This window comes from Kitasatospora sp. NPDC036755, assembly GCF_040636595.1.
GTDB lineage: Bacteria > Actinomycetota > Actinomycetes > Streptomycetales > Streptomycetaceae > Kitasatospora.
In genome coordinates this window covers 1-22,193 of the sequence record NZ_JBEZUT010000134.1, presented here as the reverse complement: position 1 = coordinate 22,193, position 22,193 = coordinate 1, and the positions used below count along the sequence as shown (strand labels likewise).

General features: G+C 73.1%; 16 protein-coding genes, 1 other RNA gene and 2 pseudogenes. 2 read left to right on the top strand and 17 right to left on the bottom strand.

What is annotated here, in order from left to right:
• From AB0E96_RS20935 to AB0E96_RS20910, 6 genes and pseudogenes are all read right to left on the bottom strand, one after another.
• Positions 1-2,094, bottom strand: a 2,094-nt coding sequence (locus tag AB0E96_RS20935; RefSeq protein WP_359825735.1) for a xanthine dehydrogenase family protein, incomplete at its 3' end; no start/stop codon positions are given.
• A 791-nt stretch (positions 2,095-2,885) separates the two neighbouring features.
• Positions 2,886-3,332 (bottom strand): annotated as a pseudogene (locus AB0E96_RS20930) ((2Fe-2S)-binding protein); the annotation flags it as partial.
• A gap of 77 nt (positions 3,333-3,409) precedes the next feature.
• Positions 3,410-4,276: an FAD binding domain-containing protein gene (locus AB0E96_RS20925; RefSeq protein WP_359825737.1), complete on the bottom strand. Its 867-nt coding sequence runs from the start codon at positions 4,274-4,276 to the stop codon at positions 3,410-3,412.
• 302 nt (positions 4,277-4,578) lie between these two features.
• Positions 4,579-6,189 carry a beta-N-acetylhexosaminidase gene (locus AB0E96_RS20920; protein WP_359825732.1) on the bottom strand — a complete coding sequence of 537 codons (1,611 nt, stop codon included), beginning with the start codon at positions 6,187-6,189 and terminating at the stop codon, positions 4,579-4,581.
• 92 nt (positions 6,190-6,281) lie between these two features.
• On the bottom strand, positions 6,282-6,560 hold the full coding sequence (locus tag AB0E96_RS20915; RefSeq protein ID WP_359825729.1) for a DUF3039 domain-containing protein: 279 nt from the start codon (positions 6,558-6,560) through the stop codon (positions 6,282-6,284).
• Positions 6,561-6,624: 64 nt separating this feature from the next.
• Positions 6,625-7,209: a YqgE/AlgH family protein gene (locus AB0E96_RS20910; protein ID WP_359825727.1), complete on the bottom strand. Its 585-nt coding sequence runs from the start codon at positions 7,207-7,209 to the stop codon at positions 6,625-6,627.
• 305 nt (positions 7,210-7,514) lie between these two features.
• On the opposite strand from AB0E96_RS20910, the gene murA reads away from it, so the two are divergent.
• Positions 7,515-8,855: a UDP-N-acetylglucosamine 1-carboxyvinyltransferase gene (gene murA / locus AB0E96_RS20905; protein ID WP_359825725.1), complete on the top strand. Its 1,341-nt coding sequence runs from the start codon at positions 7,515-7,517 to the stop codon at positions 8,853-8,855.
• Positions 8,856-8,931: 76 nt separating this feature from the next.
• On the opposite strand, the gene AB0E96_RS20900 is transcribed toward murA, so the two are convergent.
• The 8 genes from AB0E96_RS20900 to ftsE all read right to left on the bottom strand — a co-directional run bounded on the left by AB0E96_RS20900 (position 8,932) and on the right by ftsE (position 17,919).
• Entirely contained in the window at positions 8,932-9,216 is a 285-nt protein-coding gene (locus AB0E96_RS20900; protein ID WP_030242980.1) for an HU family DNA-binding protein, read from the bottom strand.
• A gap of 508 nt (positions 9,217-9,724) precedes the next feature.
• Complete coding sequence (locus AB0E96_RS20895; protein ID WP_359825722.1) at positions 9,725-11,197, bottom strand: NAD-dependent malic enzyme; 1,473 nt, start codon at positions 11,195-11,197, stop codon at positions 9,725-9,727.
• A 347-nt stretch (positions 11,198-11,544) separates the two neighbouring features.
• Positions 11,545-13,848, bottom strand: a complete 2,304-nt coding sequence (locus tag AB0E96_RS20890) for a UvrD-helicase domain-containing protein (protein ID WP_359825720.1) — start codon at positions 13,846-13,848, stop codon at positions 11,545-11,547.
• Positions 13,849-14,000: 152 nt separating this feature from the next.
• Positions 14,001-14,382, bottom strand: a transfer-messenger RNA (tmRNA) gene (gene ssrA / locus AB0E96_RS20885).
• Positions 14,383-14,468: 86 nt separating this feature from the next.
• Positions 14,469-14,945: an SsrA-binding protein SmpB gene (smpB, locus tag AB0E96_RS20880; protein WP_045695776.1), complete on the bottom strand. Its 477-nt coding sequence runs from the start codon at positions 14,943-14,945 to the stop codon at positions 14,469-14,471.
• 44 nt (positions 14,946-14,989) lie between these two features.
• On the bottom strand, positions 14,990-16,126 hold the full coding sequence (locus AB0E96_RS20875; RefSeq protein WP_359825718.1) for a S41 family peptidase: 1,137 nt from the start codon (positions 16,124-16,126) through the stop codon (positions 14,990-14,992).
• Between the two features lie 113 nt (positions 16,127-16,239).
• Positions 16,240-17,151 carry a permease-like cell division protein FtsX gene (ftsX, locus tag AB0E96_RS20870; RefSeq protein WP_359825716.1) on the bottom strand — a complete coding sequence of 304 codons (912 nt, stop codon included), beginning with the start codon at positions 17,149-17,151 and terminating at the stop codon, positions 16,240-16,242.
• A 78-nt stretch (positions 17,152-17,229) separates the two neighbouring features.
• On the bottom strand, positions 17,230-17,919 hold the full coding sequence (gene ftsE / locus AB0E96_RS20865; protein WP_030059730.1) for a cell division ATP-binding protein FtsE: 690 nt from the start codon (positions 17,917-17,919) through the stop codon (positions 17,230-17,232).
• Between the two features lie 347 nt (positions 17,920-18,266).
• Here ftsE and AB0E96_RS20860 point away from each other — a divergent pair, with 347 nt between their 5' ends.
• Positions 18,267-18,461, top strand: a complete 195-nt coding sequence (locus AB0E96_RS20860) for a hypothetical protein (protein ID WP_049653432.1) — start codon at positions 18,267-18,269, stop codon at positions 18,459-18,461.
• Between the two features lie 154 nt (positions 18,462-18,615).
• Here the strand turns inward: AB0E96_RS20860 and prfB are convergent, their stop codons facing one another.
• The 3 genes and pseudogenes from prfB to AB0E96_RS20845 all read right to left on the bottom strand — a co-directional run.
• On the bottom strand, positions 18,616-19,728 hold the full coding sequence (prfB, locus tag AB0E96_RS20855) for a peptide chain release factor 2 (RefSeq protein WP_359825713.1): 1,113 nt from the start codon (positions 19,726-19,728) through the stop codon (positions 18,616-18,618).
• A gap of 104 nt (positions 19,729-19,832) precedes the next feature.
• Positions 19,833-21,086 (bottom strand): serine/threonine-protein kinase, encoded by a 1,254-nt coding sequence (locus AB0E96_RS20850; protein WP_359825710.1) that lies wholly within the window; start codon positions 21,084-21,086, stop codon positions 19,833-19,835.
• Positions 21,087-21,380: 294 nt separating this feature from the next.
• Positions 21,381-22,193: pseudogene (locus AB0E96_RS20845) on the bottom strand (hypothetical protein); the annotation flags it as partial.

The following is a 22,193-nucleotide window of genomic DNA, read 5'->3' as shown; positions in this document are numbered from 1 at the left end:
CACCCCGCCCTCCGTGTGCAGGTCCTCCAGCAGCGCCAGGCCCACGCCCTGCGCCACCCCCGCCTCGATCCGGTCCTCGATCTGGCGCGGGTTCAGCGCCCGGCCGACGTCCTGGGCGACCGTCATCTCGACCACCCGCACGGCGCCCAGCTCGATGTCCACGTCCACCACCGCGCGCATCGCGCAGAACGAGATGGAGACGAAGGCGTCGCCCTGACCGGCCTCGTCCAGCGGCTCGGTGGGGTGCGGGCGGCACTGCGCGGTGGCCCACAGCTCCTTGCCCTCCAGCGCCTCGGCGACGGGCATGCCGAGCACCCCGTCGTACGAGGTGATCTTGCCGTCGGCGATCTGGAGCAGCTCCGCCGACATCCCGAAGTTCGCCGCGATCGGCTGCAGCAGCTGGTGGCGGACCATCAGCGCGGCCCGCTCGACGGCGCCGCCGGAGACCCAGGTGTGCCGGCCGCGGGCGGACGGCCCGGCGATCGACTGGTCGCTGTCGGCCGGCGCGATGTAGACCTCGCTGACGCCCAGCACGGTCTGCACGATCTGCCGGGCCAGCGTGGCGAAGCCGTGGCCGGCGTCGACCGCCGCGCAGATCACCGTGGCGTGGTCGCCGCTGACCCGCACGGTCGCGGTGGAGACCTCGTCCTCGCCCTCGGCGCCCAGCATGTGCACCATGCCGACGGCGTAGCCGATGCCGCGCCGCACCGCCGCCGGGTCGCCGGCGCCGCCGGGCCCGCCGGGCAGCAGCCACTCGGCGTCCGGCTCGTCCACCGGCAGGGCCGGCAGCGGCTCGGCCGCCACCGCGTCCAGCAGGGCGCGCACCGGCGCCGGGCAGGTGACGGCCTGTCCGGTGGGCAGCGGGTCGCCGGTGGACATCGCGTTGCGGCGGCGGATCTCCACCGGGTCGACGCCGATCCGGGCGGCCAGCTGGTCCAGCTGGGACTCGTACGCGAAGCAGGCCTGCAGGGCGCCCTCGCCGCGCATCCGGCCGGCCGGCGGGTTGTTGGTGCGCACCGCCCAGGCGTCCACGAAGACGTTCGGGCAGACGTACGGGCCGGCCGAGAAGGCCGTCGCGGCGGCCAGCGCCTCGGCGGAGACGTCCGCGTAGGCGCCGCCGTCCAGCAGGATCTGCGCCTCGACCTTCACCAGCGTGCCCTCGGCGTCCGCGTGGTGGCGGTAGCGCAGGAGCGCGGGGTGGCGGGAGGCGTGGGTGTGGAAGGACTCCTCGCGGGTGAGCGTCATCTTCACCGGCCTGCCGGTGCGCAGCGCGAGCAGGGCCAGGGTGACCTGGAACGAGAGGTCCTCGCGGTCGGTGGTGGCGCCGGGCACACCGGTGACCACCAGCCGGACCCGGTCCGGCTCCAGGCCGAGGCAGGCGGCGGTGCGGTCGCGGTCGCCGTGGGGGTCGGTGGAGGACAGGTGCAGCTCGACGCCGCCGTCCGGGCGCGGCACGGCCAGTCCCGCCTCGGCACCGAGCGGGGCCGGGTCCTGCCGGCCCACCTGGTAGAGGCCCTCGACGACGATCTCGCCGACCGCGTCCGGGTCCCCGGTGCGCAGCGGCAGGTGGCGGAACAGGTTGCCGTCCGGGTGCAGCGGCGGCGCGGTGAAGGCCTGCTCGGGGTCGGTGACGGCCTCCAGCGGCTCGTAGTCGACCGCGATCAGGCCGACCGCCAGCCGGGCGGTGTCCGGGTGGTCGGCGGCCACCGCGGCGATCGGCTCGCCGTGGTGGCGCACCACACCGGCGGCCAGCACCGGCCGGTCGGCGACGATCGGCCCGGCCGGGGCGCCGTCGGGGGTGCCGTCCGGGCCGGGCGGCAGGTCGGCGGCGGTGACCACGGCGTGCACGCCGGGCAGTGCCAGGGCGGCCGAGGTGTCGATGCCGCGGATCCGGGCGTGCGGGTGCGGCGAGCGCAGCACCGCGCCCCACAGCAGCCCCTCGGCCCACAGGTCGGCCGCGTACGGGTAGATGCCGAGCGCCTTGGGCAGGGCGTCGCTGCGCAGCGGGGAGCTGCCCAGGCCGATCGGCTCCGGTGCGCCGCCCTCGCCGCCGTCCTGCTGGAGTGCTGCGCCGATGTCGGTAGGCGACGTCATGATGCGTGGTCGTCCTCGGGGAGCCGGATGCCGTGGGCGGGGGTGGCGCCGTACGGGACTCCGGCCGGGGCGCCGCCCTCGGCCGGGGCACCGTGCGGGTGGTGCGGGGCGGCGTACGGGGTGCCGTGCGGCGGGGTGCCGTCGTAGCCGGTGCCGGGCAGCGGGGTGCCGTGCGGCGGGGTGCCGTCGTAGCCGGTGCCGGGCAGCGGGGTGCCGTGCGGCGGGGTGGGTTCGTAGACCGGTGCGTCGTACCCGGTGTCGTAGCCGTTCTGCTGCTGGTGGCCGTCCGGGTGGGGCAGGTAGGTGCCGTGCGCGGGGGTGGCCTGGTAGGGCTGCCCCGGGTAGCCCTGCGGCGGGTAGTACACCTGGTCGTCGGCGGCCTGGGCGGGGATGGTGTCCCGGATCGGCGCCAGCACCGTGGTGTCGTACACGCCGGTGTCGTAGCCGCCCCGGGGGTCGCCGTACGGCATCCCGGCCGGGGCCTGCTCGCCGACCGGCTGTCCGGGCTGCCCGACGGCGGGGTGTCCGCCGACGGCGTGTCCCTCCGCCGGGTGGGCGCCCGGGTGGGGCTCGGCGGGCTGCTGGGGGACGTGCTCGATCCAGGCCTCGGCGTCGGTGTAGACCGGCGGCTCGACGGCGTGCCCGGGTTCGAGCGGCTCGGCGGCCGGCTCGGCCGGCGCCTCCGGAGCGGGCCCGGCGGTCTGCCCTGCGGCCTGCTCGGCGGCGGCCTCGGCCTCGGCGAGCGCCGCGGCCTCCTCCGCCTGCTCGGCCTCCAGCGTGCGGGCGTCCGCGACGCTCTGGACGGCGGCCAGCACGCCCCGGTAGCCGGTGCAGCGGCAGAGGTTGCCGCACAGGGCCTGACGGGCCTCCACCTCGGTGGGCCGGTGGTTGCGCTGGAGCAGGTCGTGGACCGCCATCGCCATGCCGGGGGTGCAGTAGCCGCACTGGACGGCGCCGGAGGCGGCCAGCGCCTGCTGGACGTCGCTCGCCCCGCCGGCGGCCGACAGGCCCTCGACGGTGCTGATCTCGCTGTCGGCGGCCAGGGCAGCGGGCACCAGGCAGCCGGCCACCAGCTGGCCGTCCACCTGCACCGAGCAGGCCCCGCACTCGCCCTGCTCGCAGCCGTCCTTGGCGCCGGCCAGGCCGAGCCGCTCGCGCAGCACGTAGAGCAGGCTCTCGCCGATCCAGGCGTCGGTGACGGGCCGTTCGAAACCGTTGACCCGCAGCGTGTACGAGGCGCACGGGCGCAGCTCGCGGCTGACCTGAGGGGAGAGGCCGAGCGGGTCGGCGTCGAGGGTCTCGATGGGGTCTGTGGTCACTTCAGCACCCTTCCCAGTGCCCGTCGGGCCAGCACCGATACGGTACGCCGCAGCCGAACCGCGGCCGCGGTCGGCCCCTCGGTCACGGCCTCCCAGGCGCCCTCGGCGCCGTAGTCGTCGGGGACGCAGGCGGTGGCCACGTACTCGCCGAAGGCGGCGGTCGCGGCCGGGTCGATCTCCCGGCTGCCGTCCCAGTCGATGCAGCCGGCCACCCAGGCCTCGGCCTCCAGCGGGCGCAGCGGCACCGGCGCGACGGCCCCGACGGCGCAGCGCACCGAGCGCCGGGCCGGGTCGAGGACGAGGGCGACGGAGGCGGTGGCGCGGGCGGGGCCGCTGCGCCCGGTGGCCTTGAGGAAGACCTGCGGGGCGTGCAGCAGCGGGACGCGCACCCAGGTGAGCAGTTCGCCGGGGCGCACCGGGTCGAGTCCGGTGAGCAGGTGACTGACCGGCACCTCGCGGGTGCCGCCGGCCCGGGCCAGGGTGACGCCGGCCTCCAGCGCGGTGAGCACCGGGAGGGTGTCGCCGGCCGACGCGGCGGTGACGATGTTCCCGCCGAGGGTGCCGACGTTGCGGACCTGCGGCGGTCCGGCGGTGCGAGCGGCGTCCGCGAGCGCGGGGATGAGCGCGGCGAAGTCGGGGCGGTCCATCCGGGCGTGGGTGAGTCCGGCGCCGAGGACGGCGGTGCCGCCGTCCTCGTAGCGCCAGCCGCGCAGTTCGGTGATCCGGCCGAGGCCGACCAGCGCGGCGGGGCGGAGCCGGCCGGCGTTGACGGCCTCCATCAGGTCGGTGGCCCCGGCCACCGGTACCGCGGCCGGAGCGGCGGCCAGCGCGTCGACGGCCTCGTCGAGGGAGGCCGGCAGCATGATCGTCCGGTTCACCTGGGTCCCACCGTGCTCCACTTGCTCATCGATCGCCTGCCGCCCGCCGGCCCTGCGGCCGTGCTGTCCTGCGTCAGCAGCCCGGCCTGGCCCGTAGGGTACGGGCGATCGGGCCGGGTTGGGCAACTCTGGCACACAATGCTCGATGATCATTTCGGGGCCGTGAACGGGGCTGCCCGATTGGGACTGATACCGGGCGGTATCTGCCCCGACCCGCTCCGGGCCAGGGCAGATGTTCATCAGTTCTTGACGTCGGATGACCGCTCAGAAGTTCCCGGTGAGTAGGACTAGCGCACGGGCGGCGGTCCGTCGAGCGGCCGGCCGACCACTCCGGGCCAGCGCTGCCACGGGTGCGGGCCGTCGGCGGGGCGGTACTCGACGCCGAGCGCGTCCAACACCTTCAGGTGGGTCGTCAACCGCTGCTCGAAACCGGTGAAGTCCCGCTCGGCCGGGTCGGCGGGCAGCGCGGACCAGGCGACCTCGGCGAAGGCGACCAGCCGGGGGAAGGCCCGGTAGTCGATGTCCCGGGCGCTGTCCATGAACTCGCTCCACAGGTTCGCCTGGGTGCCGATCACGTGCCGGGCGGCGGCCTCGTCCAGCTGCGCGGGGACCGGCTCGAACCGGTAGACGTCCTCCAGCGTGCGCACGAAGCCGACCGGGATCGGCTCGTCCGGCCCGTCCGCCTGCCGGTGGTCGAAGTAGACGTGCTGCTCGGGGCACATCACCACGTCGTGCCCGGCCTTCGCGGCGGCGATCCCGCCGCCGAAGCCCCGCCAGGAGGAGACGGCGGCGCCCGGCGCGAGGCCGCCCTCCAGGATCTCGTCCCAGCCGATCAGCCGGCGGCCGCGCTCGGCCAGCCAGCGGTCGAAGTGCCGGATGAGGTGGCTCTGCAGCTCGTCCTCGTTGGCCAGGCCCAGCTCGCGGATCCGCGCCTGCGCGGCGGCGCTGTCCTTCCACTGCTCCTTGGGGCACTCGTCGCCGCCGAGGTGGACGAACTCGGACGGGAAGAGTTCCAGGACCTCCTCCAGCACCCCCTCGAAGAAGCGCAGGGTCTCCTCGGAGGCGTTGAGCACGTTGTGGCTCACCCCCCAGTCGGTCCAGACCCCGAGCGCGGCGGTGTCCACCACGTCGGTGTTGCCCAGCTCGGGGTAGGCGGAGACGGCGGCCTGGGTGTGGCCGGGCAAGTCGATCTCCGGGACGACGGTGATCCCGCGGGCGGCCGCGTAGGCGACGATCTCGCGCAGGTCGTCCTGGGTGTAGTAGCCGCCGTGCGGGCGGTCGTCACGGCGCTGTCCGGCCCGGTAGCCGACCATCGAGCGCTCCCGCCAGGAGCCCTGCTCGGTCAGCCTCGGGTAGCGCTTGATCTCGACCCGCCACCCCTGGTCGTCGGTCAGGTGCAGGTGCAGCACGTTGAGCTTGTGCGCGGCCAGCAGGTCGACGAAGCGCAGCACGTCCGCCTTGGGCAGGAAGTGCCGGGCGACGTCGAGCAGCGCGCCGCGCCAGCCGAACCGGGGGGCGTCCTCGATGTCGGCGCCGGGCAGCACCCAGCCCTCGCGGCGCACCGGCGAGCGGCGGTAGGCGTCCGGCCCGAGCAGCCGGCGCAGGGTCTGCGCCCCCCACAGGGCTCCGGCCGGGCCGCCCGCGGCGAGCAGGGCGTGGCCGGGGCGCACCGTGATCCGGTACGCCTCGGCGGCGAGCGCCCCGTCCTGGACCAGCTCGATGCCCGCACCCGGCCGGCCCGGGCCGAGCGGCAGCCCGGTCGCGGCGGACAGGGTCGCCCGCAGCCAGCGCTCGGCGTCGGCCAGCGCGGGGGGTGCGGTCAGCGTGGTGGCGGCGTCGAGCGGGAAGTCCTCGTCCGGGCGGTGGACGGCACTCGAAGGTGCGGGAATGAGGTCCATTCCGACATCCTGCCCACGCCCCGGACGATTGGCATAGACCACAGCGGAAACCCTGGTGCTATGCAAAACGGCGTGGTGCGGAGCGCCGCGGACTACTTCTTGTCGCCGTCGCCGCCCTGCGGCTTGCCGATGCCGTCGTAGATCTCCTTGCACATCGGGCAGACCGGGTACTTCTTCGGGTCACGCCCGGGCACCCACACCTTGCCGCAGAGCGCCACCACGGGAGACCCGGAGAGCGCGCTCTCCATGATCTTGTCCTTCTGGACGTAGTGCGCGAAGCGCTCGTGGTCGCCGTCCCCGTTGGACACCTGCGGGACGGGCTCGACCAGGGTGCCGGTGCCGAGGCCGCGCTCGGGCTCAAGAGTGCTCATGGGTGCCAAGTCTATGGGCGCCTCCGGAAACCCGGCCAGTGTCGCGGCGCGGGGCCCGGTCCGCTCAGTTCATCGTCGGGTCGTCCGGGTACGTCGCCAGCAGCGCGAGCGGGCCGCGCTGGCGGCGCAGCACCGCGCGCCACAGCCGCTCCGGCTCGGGGCTGGAGACGTCCCCGGGCTCGCACTCCACGAGGTACCAGGCGCCGCTCTCCAGCTCCGACTCCAGCTGGCCCGGCGACCAGCCGGCGTACCCGGCGAAGATCCGCAGGCTGCCCAGTTCGCCGGCCATCACCTCGGGCGGCGCCTCCAGGTCCACCAGGCCGATCGCGCCGTGCACCCGGCGCCAGCCGAGCGGCTCGCCGGTGCCCGGCTCCCCGGGCGCCACCGCGAGGCCGAGCGCCGAGTCCAGCGCCACCGGGCCGCCCTGGAACACCACGGGGGGCTGTCCGACGAGTCTGTTCCAGCCGTCCAGCACACTGCCCACCTCGACCGGCGTCGGCCGGTTGAGGACCACGCCGAGCGCCCCCTCGGCGTCGTGGTCGAGGAGCAGCACCACCGCCCGCGCGAAGTTCGGGTCGGTGAGCAGGGGCGTCGCGACGAGCAGACGGCCGGTCTCGGACCGGCCTCCGTGCGAATGGGCCGCCGTCATGCCCACATGATCCCGCAGAACGGCACCGCTCGGACACCGCAACGCCCGGAAACCCGCCACGCCGACGAACACCCGTACGGCCGTACCGGGGAGCGGGCGCGGGCCCGGAGAGAGCACCATCACGGGAGAGGCTCACGGGAACCAACGGAGCGCCTACTACCATCTACGTCTGGTGGACGCCCTTATACGGTGCCGACTCGGTTTCGCCGGGGGCCCGAACGCGCCCGTTTATCGACCGGTCCACCACCGGCTCTCTCCCGGAGCCCCCTTCCCCGACCCCTCTGGCACCCCGGATTGCGAGAACGATGACCGACGACGTCCTGCTGGTCCACGGCGGAAACCCGCTCGAAGGCGAGATCCGCGTCCGCGGAGCGAAGAACCTGGTGCCCAAGGCCATGGTCGCCGCCCTCCTCGGGCAGGGCCCCAGCAGACTGCGCAACGTCCCGGACATCCGCGACGTCAAGGTGGTCCGCGGCCTGCTGCAGCTGCACGGCGTGACGGTGCGCACCGGCGACGAGGACGGCGAGCTGATCCTCGACCCCTCGCACGTCGAGAGCGCCAACGTCGCCGACATCGACGCGCACGCCGGCTCCTCGCGGATCCCGATCCTGTTCTGCGGCCCGCTGCTGCACCGCCTCGGCCACGCCTTCATCCCCGGCCTCGGCGGCTGCGACATCGGCGGCCGCCCGGTCGACTTCCACTTCGAGGTGCTGCGCCAGTTCGGCGCCACCATCGAGAAGCACCCGCAGGGCACCTACCTGGTCGCCCCGCAGCGGCTGCGCGGCACCAAGATCGAGCTGCCCTACCCCTCGGTCGGCGCGACCGAGCAGGTACTGCTCACCGCCGTCCTCGCCGAGGGCGTCACCGAGCTGCGCAACGCGGCCATCGAGCCGGAGATCGTCGACCTGATCTGCGTGCTGCAGAAGATGGGCGCGATCATCACCCTGGGCACCGACCGGACGATCCTGATCACCGGTGTGGACGAGCTGAACGGCTACAACCACCGCGCGCTGCCGGACCGCCTGGAGGCCGCCTCCTGGGCCTGCGCGGCGCTGGCCACCAAGGGCGACATCTACGTCCGCGGCGCCCGCCAGCTGGAGATGATGACCTTCCTGAACACCTTCCGGAAGGTCGGCGGCGCCTTCGAGGTGGACGACGAGGGCATCCGCTTCTGGCACCCCGGCGGCGAGCTCAAGGCGATCGCCCTGGAGACCGACGTCCACCCGGGCTTCCAGACCGACTGGCAGCAGCCGCTGGTCGTCGCGCTGACCCAGGCCACGGGCCTGTCCATCGTCCACGAGACGGTGTACGAGTCGCGGCTCGGGTTCACCGGCGCGCTGAACCAGATGGGCGCGCACATCCAGCTCTACCGCGAGTGCCTGGGCGGCACCCCGTGCCGCTTCGGCGCCCGCAACTTCCTGCACTCCGCGGTCGTCTCCGGCCCGTCCAAGCTGATCGGCTCCGAGCTGGTCATCCCGGACCTGCGCGGCGGCTTCTCGTACCTGATCGCGGCGCTGGCGGCCGAGGGCACCTCGACCGTGCACGGCATCGACCTGATCAACCGCGGCTACGAGAACTTCATGGACAAGCTGCGGGACCTGGGCGCCCACGTCGAGCTGCCCAGCGAGCAGCTGGTCGACGCCTGACGGCCCGGTCACGGCAACGGCGAGAGGCCGGGCTCCCCAGTGGGGAGCCCGGCCTCTCGGGCGTTCAAGGGGTGGCTCAGGCAGCGCCCTTGGCGGCTTCCTTCAGCTTGGAGCCGGCGCTCACCTTGGCGCTGTAGCCCGCGGCGATCTGGATCGGCTCGCCGGTCTGCGGGTTGCGGGCGGTGCGGGCAGCGCGGTGGGTGCGCTCGAAGGTCAGGAAACCGGGGATGGTGACCTTCTCGTCGCCCTTGGCGACGACCTCGCCGACGATCTCGGCGAAGGCGGCCAGAACGGCGTCGGCGTCCTTGCGGGTCACCTCGGCGCGCTCGGACAGCGCGGCCACCAGCTCACTGCGGTTCATGTGTACTCCTGTGGTCTGTTCGCTTGCGGTGCGCGGGGGCCCATCGGTGCTCCCACCGGGGGGCACCCGGATGGGCCGCAGGTCCGCACACTGTGCTCATGCAGGCAATGCGTGGTCGCAGGCCGGGTCCGTACCCGATGCCGCGCGCCGGAGCCGTCGAAGGCCCGCCCGCCCGCCTGGATACGAATCCTGCCCCGACCGGCCCCGAGAAAGCCAATCGGGCCCCGGCCGAGCCACCCGAACATCGCCCGCCCGTTGGAGGTGTGACGCTCCGTCGGCTCCGGCGGACCGGGCGCGGGCGGCGGTCGGGACGACACGCCGGAAGACCAGGGGGACGTTCCGTACTTGTCGGACACGCCTGCCCCGTGCAGGGCTACGGTACGCCCTACGACTGACAAGCCCAAACACGCCCCTCGCCCTTGTGTCGCAAGGGTTCGGGGCGAGCTCGGCGGGTATGACCACTATTCGCACATTTGAGCGATCTACGACACGTCGCCCGATCCGCCCGTCAGAGCTTGACGGTGGGGAACGCGGACGTGTCGAGGGTGCCCACGATGCCGGGGGTCGGACGGGCCGGTGCGGGGGCCTCCTGGGCCCCCGCCAGGGCCGCCTCGCGCACCGCGGAGGCGACGGTCTTGGCGACGTCCTTGTGGAACACGCTCGGGATGATGTAGTTCGCGTTCAGCTCGTCGTCGGCCACGGTGGTGGCCAGCGCCCGGGCGGCGGCGATCATCATCTCGGTGTTGACGGTGCGGCTCTGGGCGTCCAGCAGGCCGCGGAAGACACCCGGGAAGACCAGCACGTTGTTGATCTGGTTCGGGAAGTCGCTGCGGCCGGTGGCGACCACGGCGGCGGTCTGCCGGGCGATGGCCGGGTCGACCTCCGGGTCCGGGTTGGCCAGCGCGAAGACGATCGAGTCCTCGGCCATGGTGGCCAGGTCGTCGCCGTCCAGGACGTTCGGGGCCGACACGCCGATGAAGACGTCGGCGCCCGCCACGGCCTCCTTGAGGGTGCCGGTACGGCCCGAGCGGTTGGTGTGCTCGGCGATCCAGCGCAGGCTCTCGGTGAGGTCCTCGCGGCCCAGGTGGACCACGCCGCGCACGTCCGCCACGGTGGCGTGCTCGACGCCGGCCGCCATCAGCAGCTTGAGGATCGCGGTGCCGGCGGCACCGGCGCCCGACATCACCACGCGGATGTCGCCGATCCGCTTGCCGACGACCTTCAGCGCGTTGGTGAGGGCGGCCAGCACCACGATCGCGGTGCCGTGCTGGTCGTCGTGGAAGACCGGGATGTCCAGGGCCTCGCGCAGCCGGGCCTCGATCTCGAAGCAGCGCGGCGCGGAGATGTCCTCCAGGTTGATCCCGGCGAAGCCCGGGGCGATCGCCTTGACGATGGCGACGATCTCGTCGGTGTCCTGGGTGTCCAGGCAGATCGGCCAGGCGTCGATCCCGGCGAAGCGCTTGAACAGGGCCGCCTTGCCCTCCATGACCGGCAGCGCGGCCTCCGGGCCGATGTTGCCCAGGCCCAGCACGGCCGAGCCGTCGGTGACCACGGCGACGCTGTTGCGCTTGATGGTCAGGCGGCGGGCGTCCTCGGGGTTCTCCGCGATCGCCATGCAGACCCGGGCGACACCCGGGGTGTAGATCATGCTGAGGTCGTCACGGTTGCGGATCGGCAGCTTGGAGGACATCTCGATCTTGCCGCCGAGGTGCATCAGGAAGGTCCGGTCCGAGACCTTGCCGATCGACACGCCGTCGATCGCGCGCAGCTTCTCGACGATCTCCTCGCCGTGCGCGACCGAGGAGGCCGCCACCGTGACGTCGATCCGCAGCGCCTCCAGGCCGGAGGCGGTGACGTCGAGACCGGTCACCGAGCCGCCAGAGGACTCCACGGCCGTGGTGATAGCACTGACGGCGTTGCCCCGGGCCGGGACCTCCAGCCGTACCGTGATCGAGTTGGAGACACTGGGCACCGTCGCCATCGACGCTTCCTTCTTCCGTCTGTCCCGCAGGCTCAACATTTTGTTGAAGGCATCGCCTGCGCATGCTAGACCTCGATCGTCGCACCTTCCAAGGGATAGCCAGAAATAACGTTCATTGAGTGTGCGGACCCGACAATCCCACCCGATGGCCGCCGCCTCCGCCGCTCACTCCTTGCCTCTCACGGCCGATGCGTTACATTGGACAGGCACCGGCTCGATCCAAGCCCCCGGGCCCAACCTTCGTCCCTTCGAGGGACCACTTGCCGCGAGGCGAGCATGGCGGGTCGGTGTTCAAACGTCTGAAGGCCCCTCACCAGCCGGTGAGGGGCCTTCTTCCGTAGGGGCCGTCAGCCGTGCAGCAGCGCGGGCACGCCGGCCGCGTCCGGCAGGTCGTCCGGGCCGGAGAGCACGGTCAGCCGCTGGGTCGCGCGGGTCAGCGCCACGTACAGCACCCGCAGGCCCGCCTCCGACTCGCCGGCGATGCCGGTCGGGTCGGCCACCACGGTCGCGTCGTACTCCAGGCCCTTGGCCTCCAGGCTGCCCAGCACCACCGCGCGAGCCCCCAGGCCCTCGGCCCAGCCGGCCGCCTCCTCCCGGCGGTCCATCGGCACCACGATCGCCACGGTGCCGTCCACCTCGGACAGCAGCCGCTCCAGCTCGGCCCGGGCGGCCTTGCCGAAGGCCTCCGGCGAGGGGTCCGTGACGGCCGCGAAGCGCGGTTCCACGCCGACGTGGCGCACCGCGCTCGGCGACGGCGTGCCCGGCGCGGCCAGCGCCAGCACCTTGGCCGCGACCTCGGCGATCTCGGCGGGGTTGCGGTAGTTCACGGTCAGCGTGAACCGGCGGCGCGGCTTGCCGGACAGCACCTCGTCCATGGCGGCCTGGGCCTCCTGCGGGAACGGCCAGGAGGACTGCGCCGGATCCCCGACGATCGTCCAGGTGGCCATCCGGGCCCGGCGGCCGATCATCCGCCACTGCATCGGGGTGAGGTCCTGCGCCTCGTCCACGATGACGTGGGCGTACTCCTTGCGCTCGACCGGCACGCGGTCGCGCTGACGGGCGCTGCGGTCGGCGAAGGTGGTGACCTCGTCCAGGCCGCTCAGCAGGTCCACCGCGTCCACCTCGCGGACCTTCGGGCGGGCCGGCTCGCCGAGCAGCACCTGGAGCTCGTCGATCAGCGCGACGTCGTGCGCCGACAGCGCGCCCTCGCCCTCCGCGGACAGGTGGCGCCAGGAGGCGGCCAGCAGCCTGGCCTCGTCCGGGGTCACGGCGCGACGGGCGATCCGGTTGGTGTGCCGGTGCCGGCACAGCGTGCCGAGCACCCGGCGCGGGGTCAGCGCCGGCCACCACGCGTCCAGGAAGTCCAGGAACGACGCCTCGTCCGAGACGTACTCGTCGAAGGACTCCTTCTCCTCCTGGCGCTGCTCGCGGGCGTAGTGGTCGGCCGGCTTCGGCAGGTCCCTGGTGGCCTGCTGCCACAGGGCGTCCAGCAGCAGCCGGCGGGCGCGCGGGCGCAGCAGGTTCAGCGGGGTGCCACCGGAGCCCACCACGTTGCCCCGCACGGCCTTCAGGCGGGAGGCGTCCAGCTTCAGCACCTCGCCGCGGGCGACCACCTTCAGCTCCTGCGGCGCGCCCAGCTCCAGCGCGGCGCGGGCGGCCCGGCGCAGCAGCTGGACCATCCGGGCCGAGCCCTTGACGCGGGCCGCCTCGGGCGAGTCGTAGGTGCCCGCCTCGATGCCGTCCACCAGCGAGCCGACCGCCCGGATGGCGACCTGGCCCTCCTCCCCCAGCGCGGGCAGCACGCCCTCGGTGTAGGAGACCAGCAGCGGGGTCGGCGAGACCACCAGGATGCCCCCCGCGTAGCGGCGGCGGTCCTGGTAGAGCAGGTAGGCGGCGCGGTGCAGGGCGACGGCGGTCTTGCCGGTGCCGGGACCGCCGGTGACGAGGGTGGCGCCCGCGGCGGCGGCGCGGATCACCTCGTCCTGCTCCTTCTGGATGGAGGAGACGATGTCGCGCATCGAGTGGCTGCGGGCGCGGCCCAGCGAGGCCATCAGCGCGCCGTCGCCGACCACCGCCAGCTCCTCGCCGCCCAGGGTCGGGGTGAGGTCGGGGCGCAGCAGGTCGTCCTCGACGCCGATCACCCGGCGGCCCTTGGAGCGGATCACCCGGCGGCGGATCACCCGGCCCGGCTCGACCGGGGTGGCGCGGTAGAAGGGGGCGGCGGCGGGCGCGCGCCAGTCGATCACCAGCGGGCCGTACTCGGCGTCCAGTACGCCGAGGCGGCCGATGTGGAGGGTCTCCGCGACGACCGGGTCGGCCGGGTCGAGCGGGGTGTCGGACGGAATGCCGTGCTCCTCCGGGGCGTCCGCCCGCTGGAGGTCGATCCGGCCGAACAGGAAGTCCTCGAACTCGTTGTTCAGACGCTGGAGGTGGGCGCCGGCCCGGTAGACCTGGGCGTCGCGTTCGGCGAGCGCGCCGGGGGTGCCGACCTGGACCCGCTTGGCGGCGTCCTCCAGGATGTACTCGGCCTCGGCGAGCTTCTCCTCCAACCGGTGGTAGACGGTGTCGAGGTGCTGCTGCTCACCGGCGATCTCGCGCGTGCGGACGGTCTCGTGGTCGGTGGCGGGGGTGGTGGGCGTGTTGCTCTGCATGGCCTCGGTGTTAGCGGCGGGAATCCCGCTCCGGAAAACGAGCGGACGGATGATCCTACGCCGCGACCCCCCGGCCGCGCTGCTCCGGAACGTACAAAAATCGAAGGCCGCCCTCCGCGGAGCGGAGGGCGGCCTTCGGTGTCAACATGGGGTGGTGGAGATGCCGGGAATCGAACCCGGGTCCAGTGGAGTTAATTCAGGGCTTCTCCGAGCGCAGTCCGCTGTGCTTTTCTCGGCCCTGGCGGTCACGCGGACAAGCCGCCAACAGGCCCAGCTGCTGTTTGATTTCCCATCCGCCCTCGCAGCCCGGGCGGACGGTTGAGTTCCCTAGATTATGCCAGGGTCCGGGTCGGGAACTCCCCGGTCTGACACCCAAGCGCTATCGGTGCTTATTAGGCAGCGAGAGCGAACTGCTGGGAATCGCGCTTAGTGTTGGCGATTATTTTTTTGCGACACGTGGTTTACGAGATCATTGCCGCGTTCCTCGGCTCGCTTCCCCTGTTTCAACATCCCCTGTCGAAACCGATCATCCCCATGTTTTGTTGAGAAACAGCTCGGACGGTCATCGTCCGTGTTGCTTGCGCCATAGTACGCGAGGCGACGGGCGAGGGTCCAGCGGATTAACCCTGGCGCCGGCGGGCCGCCGCCACCGCGCGGGCCGTCTCGCGGGTGTCCTGCTTCTCGCGCAGCGTCTGGCGCTTGTCGTAGAGCTTCTTGCCGACCGCGAGCGCCAGTTCGAGCTTCACCCGGCCGTCCTTGAAGTACAGCGAGAGCGGGACCAGGGTGTGGCCCGCGTCGCGGACCTTGGTCTCGATCTTGCGGATCTCCAGCTTGTGCAGCAGCAGCTTGCGCTTGCGCCGGGCCGCGTGGTTGGTCCACGTCCCCTGGGTGTACTCGGGGATGAAGACGTTGTCGATCCACGCCTCGTGGTTCTGGATGTAGGCGTAGCCGTCGACCAGGTTGGCCCTCCCCTCGCGCAGCGACTTGACCTCGGTGCCGGTGAGGACGAGGCCGCACTCGTAGGTGTCGAGGATCGTGTACTCGTGTCGCGCCTTCTTGTTCTGCGCGATCAGCTTCTGTCCGGTTTCCTTTGCCATAACGCGGTCATTCTCGCACTTCGACGCCGGATCGGGCAGCTGCTTTAGGCCCGGGTGCCCAGCCCCGCGAAGACCCGCAGGGCGAGCTGGTCGGCCTCCTCGCCCGAACCCGCCGGGACGTCCGGGGTCAGGCCGGTGCCGTCCAGGGAGCGGCCGGCCGGGGTGTGGTAGCGGCCGACGGTCAGCTCCAGCACCGCGCCGTCGGCGAGCCGGCTGGGCTGCTGGACGGTGCCCTTGCCGAAGGTCCGCGAGCCCACCACCACGGCGCGGCTGCGGTCCTGGAGCGTGCCGGCCAGCAGTTCGGCCGCGCTCATCGTGCCGCCGTCCACCAGCAGCACCAGCGGGGTGCGCGTGTCGCCGCCGGGCGGGGCGGTCAACTCCCTGGTCTCGCCGCGCTCCTCGTACGAGCCGACCGCGCCGCCGTCCAGGAAGATCCCGGCGGTGTCGGCGGCCTCGTCGACCAACCCGCCGGAGTTGCCGCGCAGATCGAGCACCACGCCGGTGTGCGGGGCGCGCAGCGCGGCGCGCACCTGGTCGGCCACGCCACTGGTGAAGGCGCGCACGGTCACCCGCAGCACGCCCTTGCCCAGTTGTTCGGCGGTGACCTGGCGGCTGTCCAGCAGCACGCGCCGCAGCCGCAGTTCGCGCTCCTGCCCCTCGCCGCGCCGGACGGCCAGGGTGACCTCGGAGCCGGCCCGGCGCTCGTCGCCCTGACCGCGCAGCCGCGCCACCACCTCGGTGACCGGAAGGTGGTCGGCCTGGTCCTGGCCGACCCGGACCAGCCGGTCGCCGGGGGCGATCCCGGCGGCCGCGGCCGGGCCGCCCGGCGCGACCTGGGAGACCTCGGTGACGCCGTCCTGGCCGCGGCCGACCGAGAGGCCCACGCCCGGGTAGCGGCCGTCCAGGCCCTGGCTGAACTCCGCGTACTCCTGGGCGCTGTAGTACGCGCCCCAGCGGTCCCCGCCGGCCGCCAGCAGGTGCTCGGCCTGCTGCTCGGACAGCGCGGCGCCGGCCGGGTCCGCCGGGAGCCCGCCGAAGGCCCCGGCGGTGTCGGCGGAGAGCCGGCGCGGCGGGTCGGTCTGGTCCCCCCAGGCGCCGGTGGCCGCACCGGCCAGCAGCACGGCGCCGAACACCAGGCTGAGCGCGGCCACCTGGCGGGTCCTGCGCGGAGTTTGCAGCATGGCACCGGAGTGTAGACACGACTCCGCGCGGGACGAACCGGAACGGCGGGCCCCGGAACGCCGACGGCCCCGTACGGCGCAGTGCCGTACGGGGCCGCCGGGGCGGTCCGGGATCAGACCTTGAGGTACTTGCGCAGGGTGAAGAACGCCGCGACGCCGGCCATGCCCATACCCACCACGATCAGCAGCGGTATCACCGCCAGCACCGAGCCGAGGCCGATGAAGTGGATGAACTGCACCCGGTCGGCCAGCCAGTTCTGGACGAAGAAGTGCCCGCCGATGAGCAGCCCGGAGGCCATCGCCGCGCCCAGCAGCGCCGAGAACGCCGCCTCGGCGATGAACGGCATCTGGACGTAGAAGTTCGAGGCGCCGACCAGGCGCATGATCCCGGTTTCGCGCCGTCGGCTGTACGCCGACACCCGGACGGTGTTGACGATCAGCAGCAGGGCGACGAACAGCATCAGCACCATGATCACGAAGGCCGCCGTCTGGAGGCCGTTCAGCAGGCCGAACAGGTTCTCCAGGATCTTCCGCTGGTCCTCGACCGACTTGACGCCGGGCTTGCCGGCGAAGGCGCTCTGGATCACGTCGTACTTGGTCGGGTCGTTGAGCTTGACCCGCCAGGACTGCGGCATGGCGTCCGCGCCCAGGACGGAGATGAGCGGGTTGTCCGGGTTCATCTCCTTCCAGTGCTTGTACGCGTCGGCGGAGCTCTCGTAGGTGGACGACTGGACCACCGAGGTCATCTTGTCCAGCTGGTCCTTGATGTCCTGGACCTGCTGGTCGGTGGCGGCGCCCTTGTCGCACTGCGGCGAGTTCCGGGCGTCGGCCTTGGTGCAGAAGTAGATGCTCACCTCGACCTTGTCGTACCAGTACCCCTTCATGGAGTTCACCTGGTCGCGGACCAGGAGCGAGGAACCGGCGAGGGCGAGGGAGAGCGCGACGCTGACCACGACCGCGATGGTCATGGTCAGGTTGCGTCGGAGACCCACACCGATCTCCGACAGGACGAACTGGGCACGCATGCGGGAAACACTCCAGGGTTGGTACTGCTCCGGGTCTGGCGGTTCGGGCCGACGGCCCCACGGGTCAGCGCTGGTCGGTCAGTGCTGGTACCCGTAGACGCCGCGGGCCTGGTCGCGGACGAGCAACCCCTTGTCGAGCTCGATGACGCGCTTGCGCATCTGGTCGACGATGGCCTGGTCGTGGGTGGCCATCAGCACCGTGGTGCCGGTGCGGTTGATGCGGTCGAGCAGCTTCATGATGCCGACCGAGTTCTGCGGGTCGAGGTTGCCCGTGGGCTCGTCCGCGATGAGCAGCATCGGACGGTTCACGAAGGCGCGGGCGATCGCCACGCGCTGCTGCTCACCACCGGACAGCTCGCCCGGCATGCGGTCCTCCTTGCCGCCGAGGCCGACCAGCTCCAGCACCTCGGGCACCACCTTGTTGATGGCGCTCTTGGGCTTGCCGATCACCTCCAGTGCGAAGGCGACGTTCTGCGCGACCGTCTTGTTCGGCAGCAGACGGAAGTCCTGGAAGACGGTGCCCAGCTGGCGGCGCATGTGCGGCACCTTCCAGTTGGACAGCTTGCCGAGGTCCTTGCCCAGCACGTGCACCGCCCCCGTGCTGGGGCGCTCCTCGCGCAGGCACAGGCGCAGGAAGGTGGACTTCCCCGAGCCGGACGAGCCGACCAGGAAGACGAACTCACCCTTCTCGATCTCCAGCGAGACGTTGTCCAGGGCGGGACGGTTCTGCTTGGGATAGGTCTTGGAGACGTTGTCGAATCTGATCACGGCTGCATCACGGAGGCCATCCTAGGCGGCGCCAGTCCTCGGTCGGTCCGCCCCGGAGGCCCGGTCCGCGGGCGGCGAAAGGAGCCGCAGAGGCCGCTCCCGGACTCGGACCATACGCGAATCGGCAACCGGCCCGCAGGGACCGCCCGTGACAACGACCGATCCCTGGGGGAGAATGTCCGCTTATGCCCAGAATATTGGGAGGCATCTCACAGCCCGGGAGCCGGAACCGCCGGAACCTGGCAGAGTGGAGGGGGCGACCGTGTCACGGCCGCTCCCCCGTACAGGGCAGCGCGTGGAACCAAAGCCCCGTCCGGTGCGTTGGCTGTAGGCAAGGAGGAGATCGCATGACCTGCGACCATCTGGTGTGCGCCAACTGCAACGGCCGCGTCAGCGACGGGCGTTGCCCGGTGTGCCGGGCCAACCGGGCCCGGATCCAGGAGCAGCAGAGCCCGTTCGCCGCGCTCTCCCCCGCGATGCTGCTGGCCCTGCTGGCCGGGCTGCTCGCGGTGGCGCTGATCGCGCGGCAGGCACTGGCCTGAGTCCACGGACGTACGGGATTCCGGGCACACGGGCTCCGGAGCCGTCGGCCCCGAACACGCGAGGAGGCCCCCGACCACTGCGGTCGGGGGCCTCCTGCGTCGTTCACGGCTGCGCGGACCGTGCGCCGGCTGCTCGGCACCGGCCCGCGGCCGACTACTCGGCGCTGGTCTCGCGCTGCTTGCGCCAGCGGATCCCGGCCTCGATGAACCCGTCGATGTCGCCGTCCAGCACGGCCTGCGGGTTGCCGGCCTCGTACGCGGTGCGGACGTCCTTCACCATCTGGTACGGGTGCAGCACGTAGGAGCGCATCTGGTTGCCCCAGGAGCTGCCGCTGTCCTTGAGCGCGTCCATCGCCGCCTTCTCCTCCTGGCGGCGCCGCTCCAGCAGCTTGGCCTGGAGGACGTTCATCGCGGACGCCTTGTTCTGGATCTGTGAGCGCTCGTTCTGGCAGGAGACCACGATGCCGGTCGGGATGTGCGTGATGCGCACCGCCGAGTCGGTGGTGTTGACGCCCTGGCCGCCGGGGCCGGAGGCGCGGTACACGTCCACCCGCAGCTCGCCCTCGTCGATGTCGACGTGGTCGGACTGCTCGACGACCGGGAGGACCTCGACACCGGCGAAGGAGGTCTGCCGGCGGCCCTGGTTGTCGAACGGCGAGATGCGCACCAGGCGGTGGGTGCCCTGCTCGACCGAGAGGGTGCCGTAGGCGTACGGGGCCTTCACGGTGAAGGTCGCGGACTTGATGCCGGCCTCTTCGGCGTACGAGGTGTCGTACACCTCGGTGGGGTACCCGTGCCGCTCGGCCCAGCGCAGGTACATGCGCATGAGCTGCTCGGCGAAGTCGGCGGCGTCCACGCCACCGGCCTCGGCACGGATGTTGATCAGCGCCTCGCGGGCGTCGTACTCGCCGGACAGGAGGGTGCGGACCTCCAGCTCCTCGACCGCCTTCTGGAGGGAGACGAGCTCGGCCTCGGCTTCGGTACGGGTGTCCGCGTCGTCCTCGGCCTCGGCGAGCTCGAAGAGCACGCCCAGGTCGTCGATGCGGCTGCGCAGGCTCTCGACCCGACGCAGTTCACCCTGGAGGAAGGAGAGCCGGCTGGTCACCTTCTGCGCGTTCGCGACGTCGTCCCACAGGGTGGGGGCGGCTGCCTCCTCCTCCAGGACCGCGATGTCGGCCCGGATCTTGTCCAGGTCGAGGACGGCCTCGATCGACCCCATGGTCGTATCGAGGTTCTTGAGCTCTTCGGAAGGATCGACGGCTGCCACGCCCCCAGGGTAATGGTTCCGGGAGTGGTCATGACGACACCCCCGGTTCCCCCGGAGTCGGCGGCCCGGTCACGGCGTCCGCCGCGGCCGCCGGACGGCTCCGGCTACGGCGCCCGCGGGGCCGTGCCCGACACCGCCGGACGGGTCGGGTGGCCGTCGTCCGGCACGGTGGCCGCGAAGGCCGTCCAGGCCGCAGCGGCGCCCGCCAGCAGCAGCACGGTGGCGATCAGCACGGCCAGCAGCCGGCGGCGGCGCAGCAGGGCCTGGCGGTCCCGGCGGTGGCCCGGGGCGACCCGCTGGGCACGGGACTCCACCGCGTACGCGGCCAGCTCGTCGGCGGACGGGCGGCGCAGGCTGGTGTGGGTGTCCCGGGTGGAGTCCGGGGCGGCGCCCGGCACCAGCGGGACGGCCGGGCCGCGGCGGCGCTTGTGGACGCCCGGGCCGGCGTCGACCTCGGCGTAGACGGCCTCGCCGGGGGTCAGCTGCTCCTCGGCCGGGGCGCGGCCCTGGCCGGGCACGGCGAGCACCGGCAGGCCCGCCAGCGAGGGCAGCTGCTCGCGCAGCCGGGAGGCCAGCTCGGCGGCGCGCAGCCGGGAGGCGGGAGCCTTGGCCAGGCACTCGGAGATGATCCGCCACAGCCCGTCCGGCAGGCCGGGGATCGGCGGCACCTGCTCGGTGACGTGCCGGCGCAGCACCGCGCCGGTGTGGCCGCCGCCGAACGGCGTGAAGCCGGCCAGCAGCTCGTACAGCACGGTGGCGAGGGCGTAGATGTCGACGGCGGCGCGCGGCTCCAGGCCCTCGATGATCTCGGGGGCGAGGTAGTCGGGGGTGCCGATGATCCGGGTGGCCCGGGTGCGGCGCGGGGCGTCGACCAGGCGGGCCACGCCGAAGTCGGTGAGCTTGGCGCGCGGGGCGCCGCCCGGGCCGGGGGCGGCGGCGAGGTCGAGCAGGACGTTCTCCGGCTTGACGTCACGGTGGACGATCCCGGCCGCGTGCGCGGCGGCCAAGCCGTCGGCGACGTCGGCGATGATCGAGGCGGCGGTCTGCGGCGGCAGCGCGCCGTCCCGCTCCAGCCGGGAGCGCAGGTCGGTGCCCTGGACCAGCTCCATCACCAGGGCGAGGTCGCTGCCGTCCACCACCATGTCGCGCACGCCGACCACCCGGGGGTGGTCGAGGCTGGTCAGCGCGGTGCGCTCCTGGACGAAGCGGCCGACCAGCACCTGGTCGGCGGCGAGGTCCTCGCGCAGCAGCTTGACGGCCACCGGGCCGTCGGGCCCCTCACCGAGCCAGACCGTCCCGGCCGAACCCCGGCCGATGACCTGGTGGACGGTGTACCGGCTGCCGATCTTGCGTGCCAATGCTGCTCCGTGGGCGGCGCGGGAGCGCTCCGGGGGTCCGGGGCGCTCGGTGGGGCGGGACAACAGCGACCAACCTACGCGCCCGGAGGCCCCGCGGGGGCCGCCCGAGCGGCCCGGAGCGGGAGTCTCGGCCGAGAAATCTCGCCAATTGTCGACATAGCGTCAATCTTGCCGCCCCGGCGGGCCGGAGACCGGACCGGCTCCGGGCCGGGCCCGGGGACGGCCCGGGCGCGGATCCGAGCCGGAACGGGCACGGATCCGATCGGGACGGGCACGGATCCGATCGGGACGGCGCTACTTGCCGAAGATGGCGTCCACCCAGCCGCGCACCGAGTCGAACCAGCCCACCACGTTGTCCCAGTAGTGCGGCAGCGGCGTGAAGTTCCACAGCGCCACCCCGGCCACGGCCAGCACCAGCAGCACCACCAGACAGCCCTTGAGGCAGCCGAGCCCCGGGATGTACATCCGGTTGCGGCTGCGCGGACGCGGCTCCCGCGCAGGCCCGGACTCACGGCGGCCCGGCGCCGACGGCTCCTCGCGGCGTTGCGGCGGAGCCTCCCGGTACTGCGGGGCCGGCGGCTCGGCCCGGCGCGGCACCGGGGTGGGCGCGGGCGGCGGCGGGTAGCCGCCCTGCGACTGCCCGTACCCGGCCGGGGCCTGCCGGTAGCCGCCGGGCGGCTGCGGACGGCCGCCCTGGCCGCGCTGGCCCCCCTGGCCGCCCTGACCGCGCGGACCGACGCCCTGACCGCCCTGGCCCTGCGCCTGGTAGGGCGGCGGGGCCACCGGCGGACGCTGGGCGTAGCCGGGCGGGGGCGGCGACTGGCGGTAGCCGCCGGGCTGCTGCGGCCCCGGACGCCCGCCCGGGGCGCCCTGGCCCTGGCCCGGCCCCGGCCGGTGCCCCTGACCGGGGTGGCCCCCCGGACCGGCCTGGAAGGGCGGCGGGGCGACCTGCGGCTCCGGGTAGTCCGCGAAGTCCTCCGGGCCGAAGTAGCCGACCTGGGTCTGCTGGTTGCGGTCCCGCGCCGCGCGCAGCTGGGTCTGCCACGGGTGCGGCGCCTCCTCCTGCGGCGGCGCGGCGGGCGGGGGCGGCGGCACGGCCGCGGGCGG

Bases quoted from the DNA above. Each gene is read 5' to 3' on its own strand.
- AB0E96_RS20915 (WP_359825729.1), bottom strand. From the start codon at position 6,560: ATGAGCACTCTTGAGCCCGAGCGCGGCCTCGGCACCGGCACCCTGGTC.
- AB0E96_RS20875 (WP_359825718.1), bottom strand. From the start codon at position 16,126: ATGCTGCAAACTCCGCGCAGGACCCGCCAGGTGGCCGCGCTCAGCCTG.
- AB0E96_RS20920 (WP_359825732.1), bottom strand. From the start codon at position 6,189: ATGGACCTCATTCCCGCACCTTCGAGTGCCGTCCACCGCCCGGACGAG.
- murA (WP_359825725.1), top strand. From the start codon at position 7,515: ATGACCGACGACGTCCTGCTGGTCCACGGCGGAAACCCGCTCGAAGGC.
- AB0E96_RS20910 (WP_359825727.1), bottom strand. From the start codon at position 7,209: ATGACGGCGGCCCATTCGCACGGAGGCCGGTCCGAGACCGGCCGTCTG.
- ftsX (WP_359825716.1), bottom strand. From the start codon at position 17,151: ATGCGTGCCCAGTTCGTCCTGTCGGAGATCGGTGTGGGTCTCCGACGC.
- AB0E96_RS20925 (WP_359825737.1), bottom strand. From the start codon at position 4,276: ATGCTGCCGGCCTCCCTCGACGAGGCCGTCGACGCGCTGGCCGCCGCT.
- AB0E96_RS20890 (WP_359825720.1), bottom strand. From the start codon at position 13,848: ATGCAGAGCAACACGCCCACCACCCCCGCCACCGACCACGAGACCGTC.
- AB0E96_RS20900 (WP_030242980.1), bottom strand. From the start codon at position 9,216: ATGAACCGCAGTGAGCTGGTGGCCGCGCTGTCCGAGCGCGCCGAGGTG.
- smpB (WP_045695776.1), bottom strand. From the start codon at position 14,945: ATGGCAAAGGAAACCGGACAGAAGCTGATCGCGCAGAACAAGAAGGCG.
- AB0E96_RS20895 (WP_359825722.1), bottom strand. From the start codon at position 11,197: ATGGCGACGGTGCCCAGTGTCTCCAACTCGATCACGGTACGGCTGGAG.
- AB0E96_RS20860 (WP_049653432.1), top strand. From the start codon at position 18,267: ATGACCTGCGACCATCTGGTGTGCGCCAACTGCAACGGCCGCGTCAGC.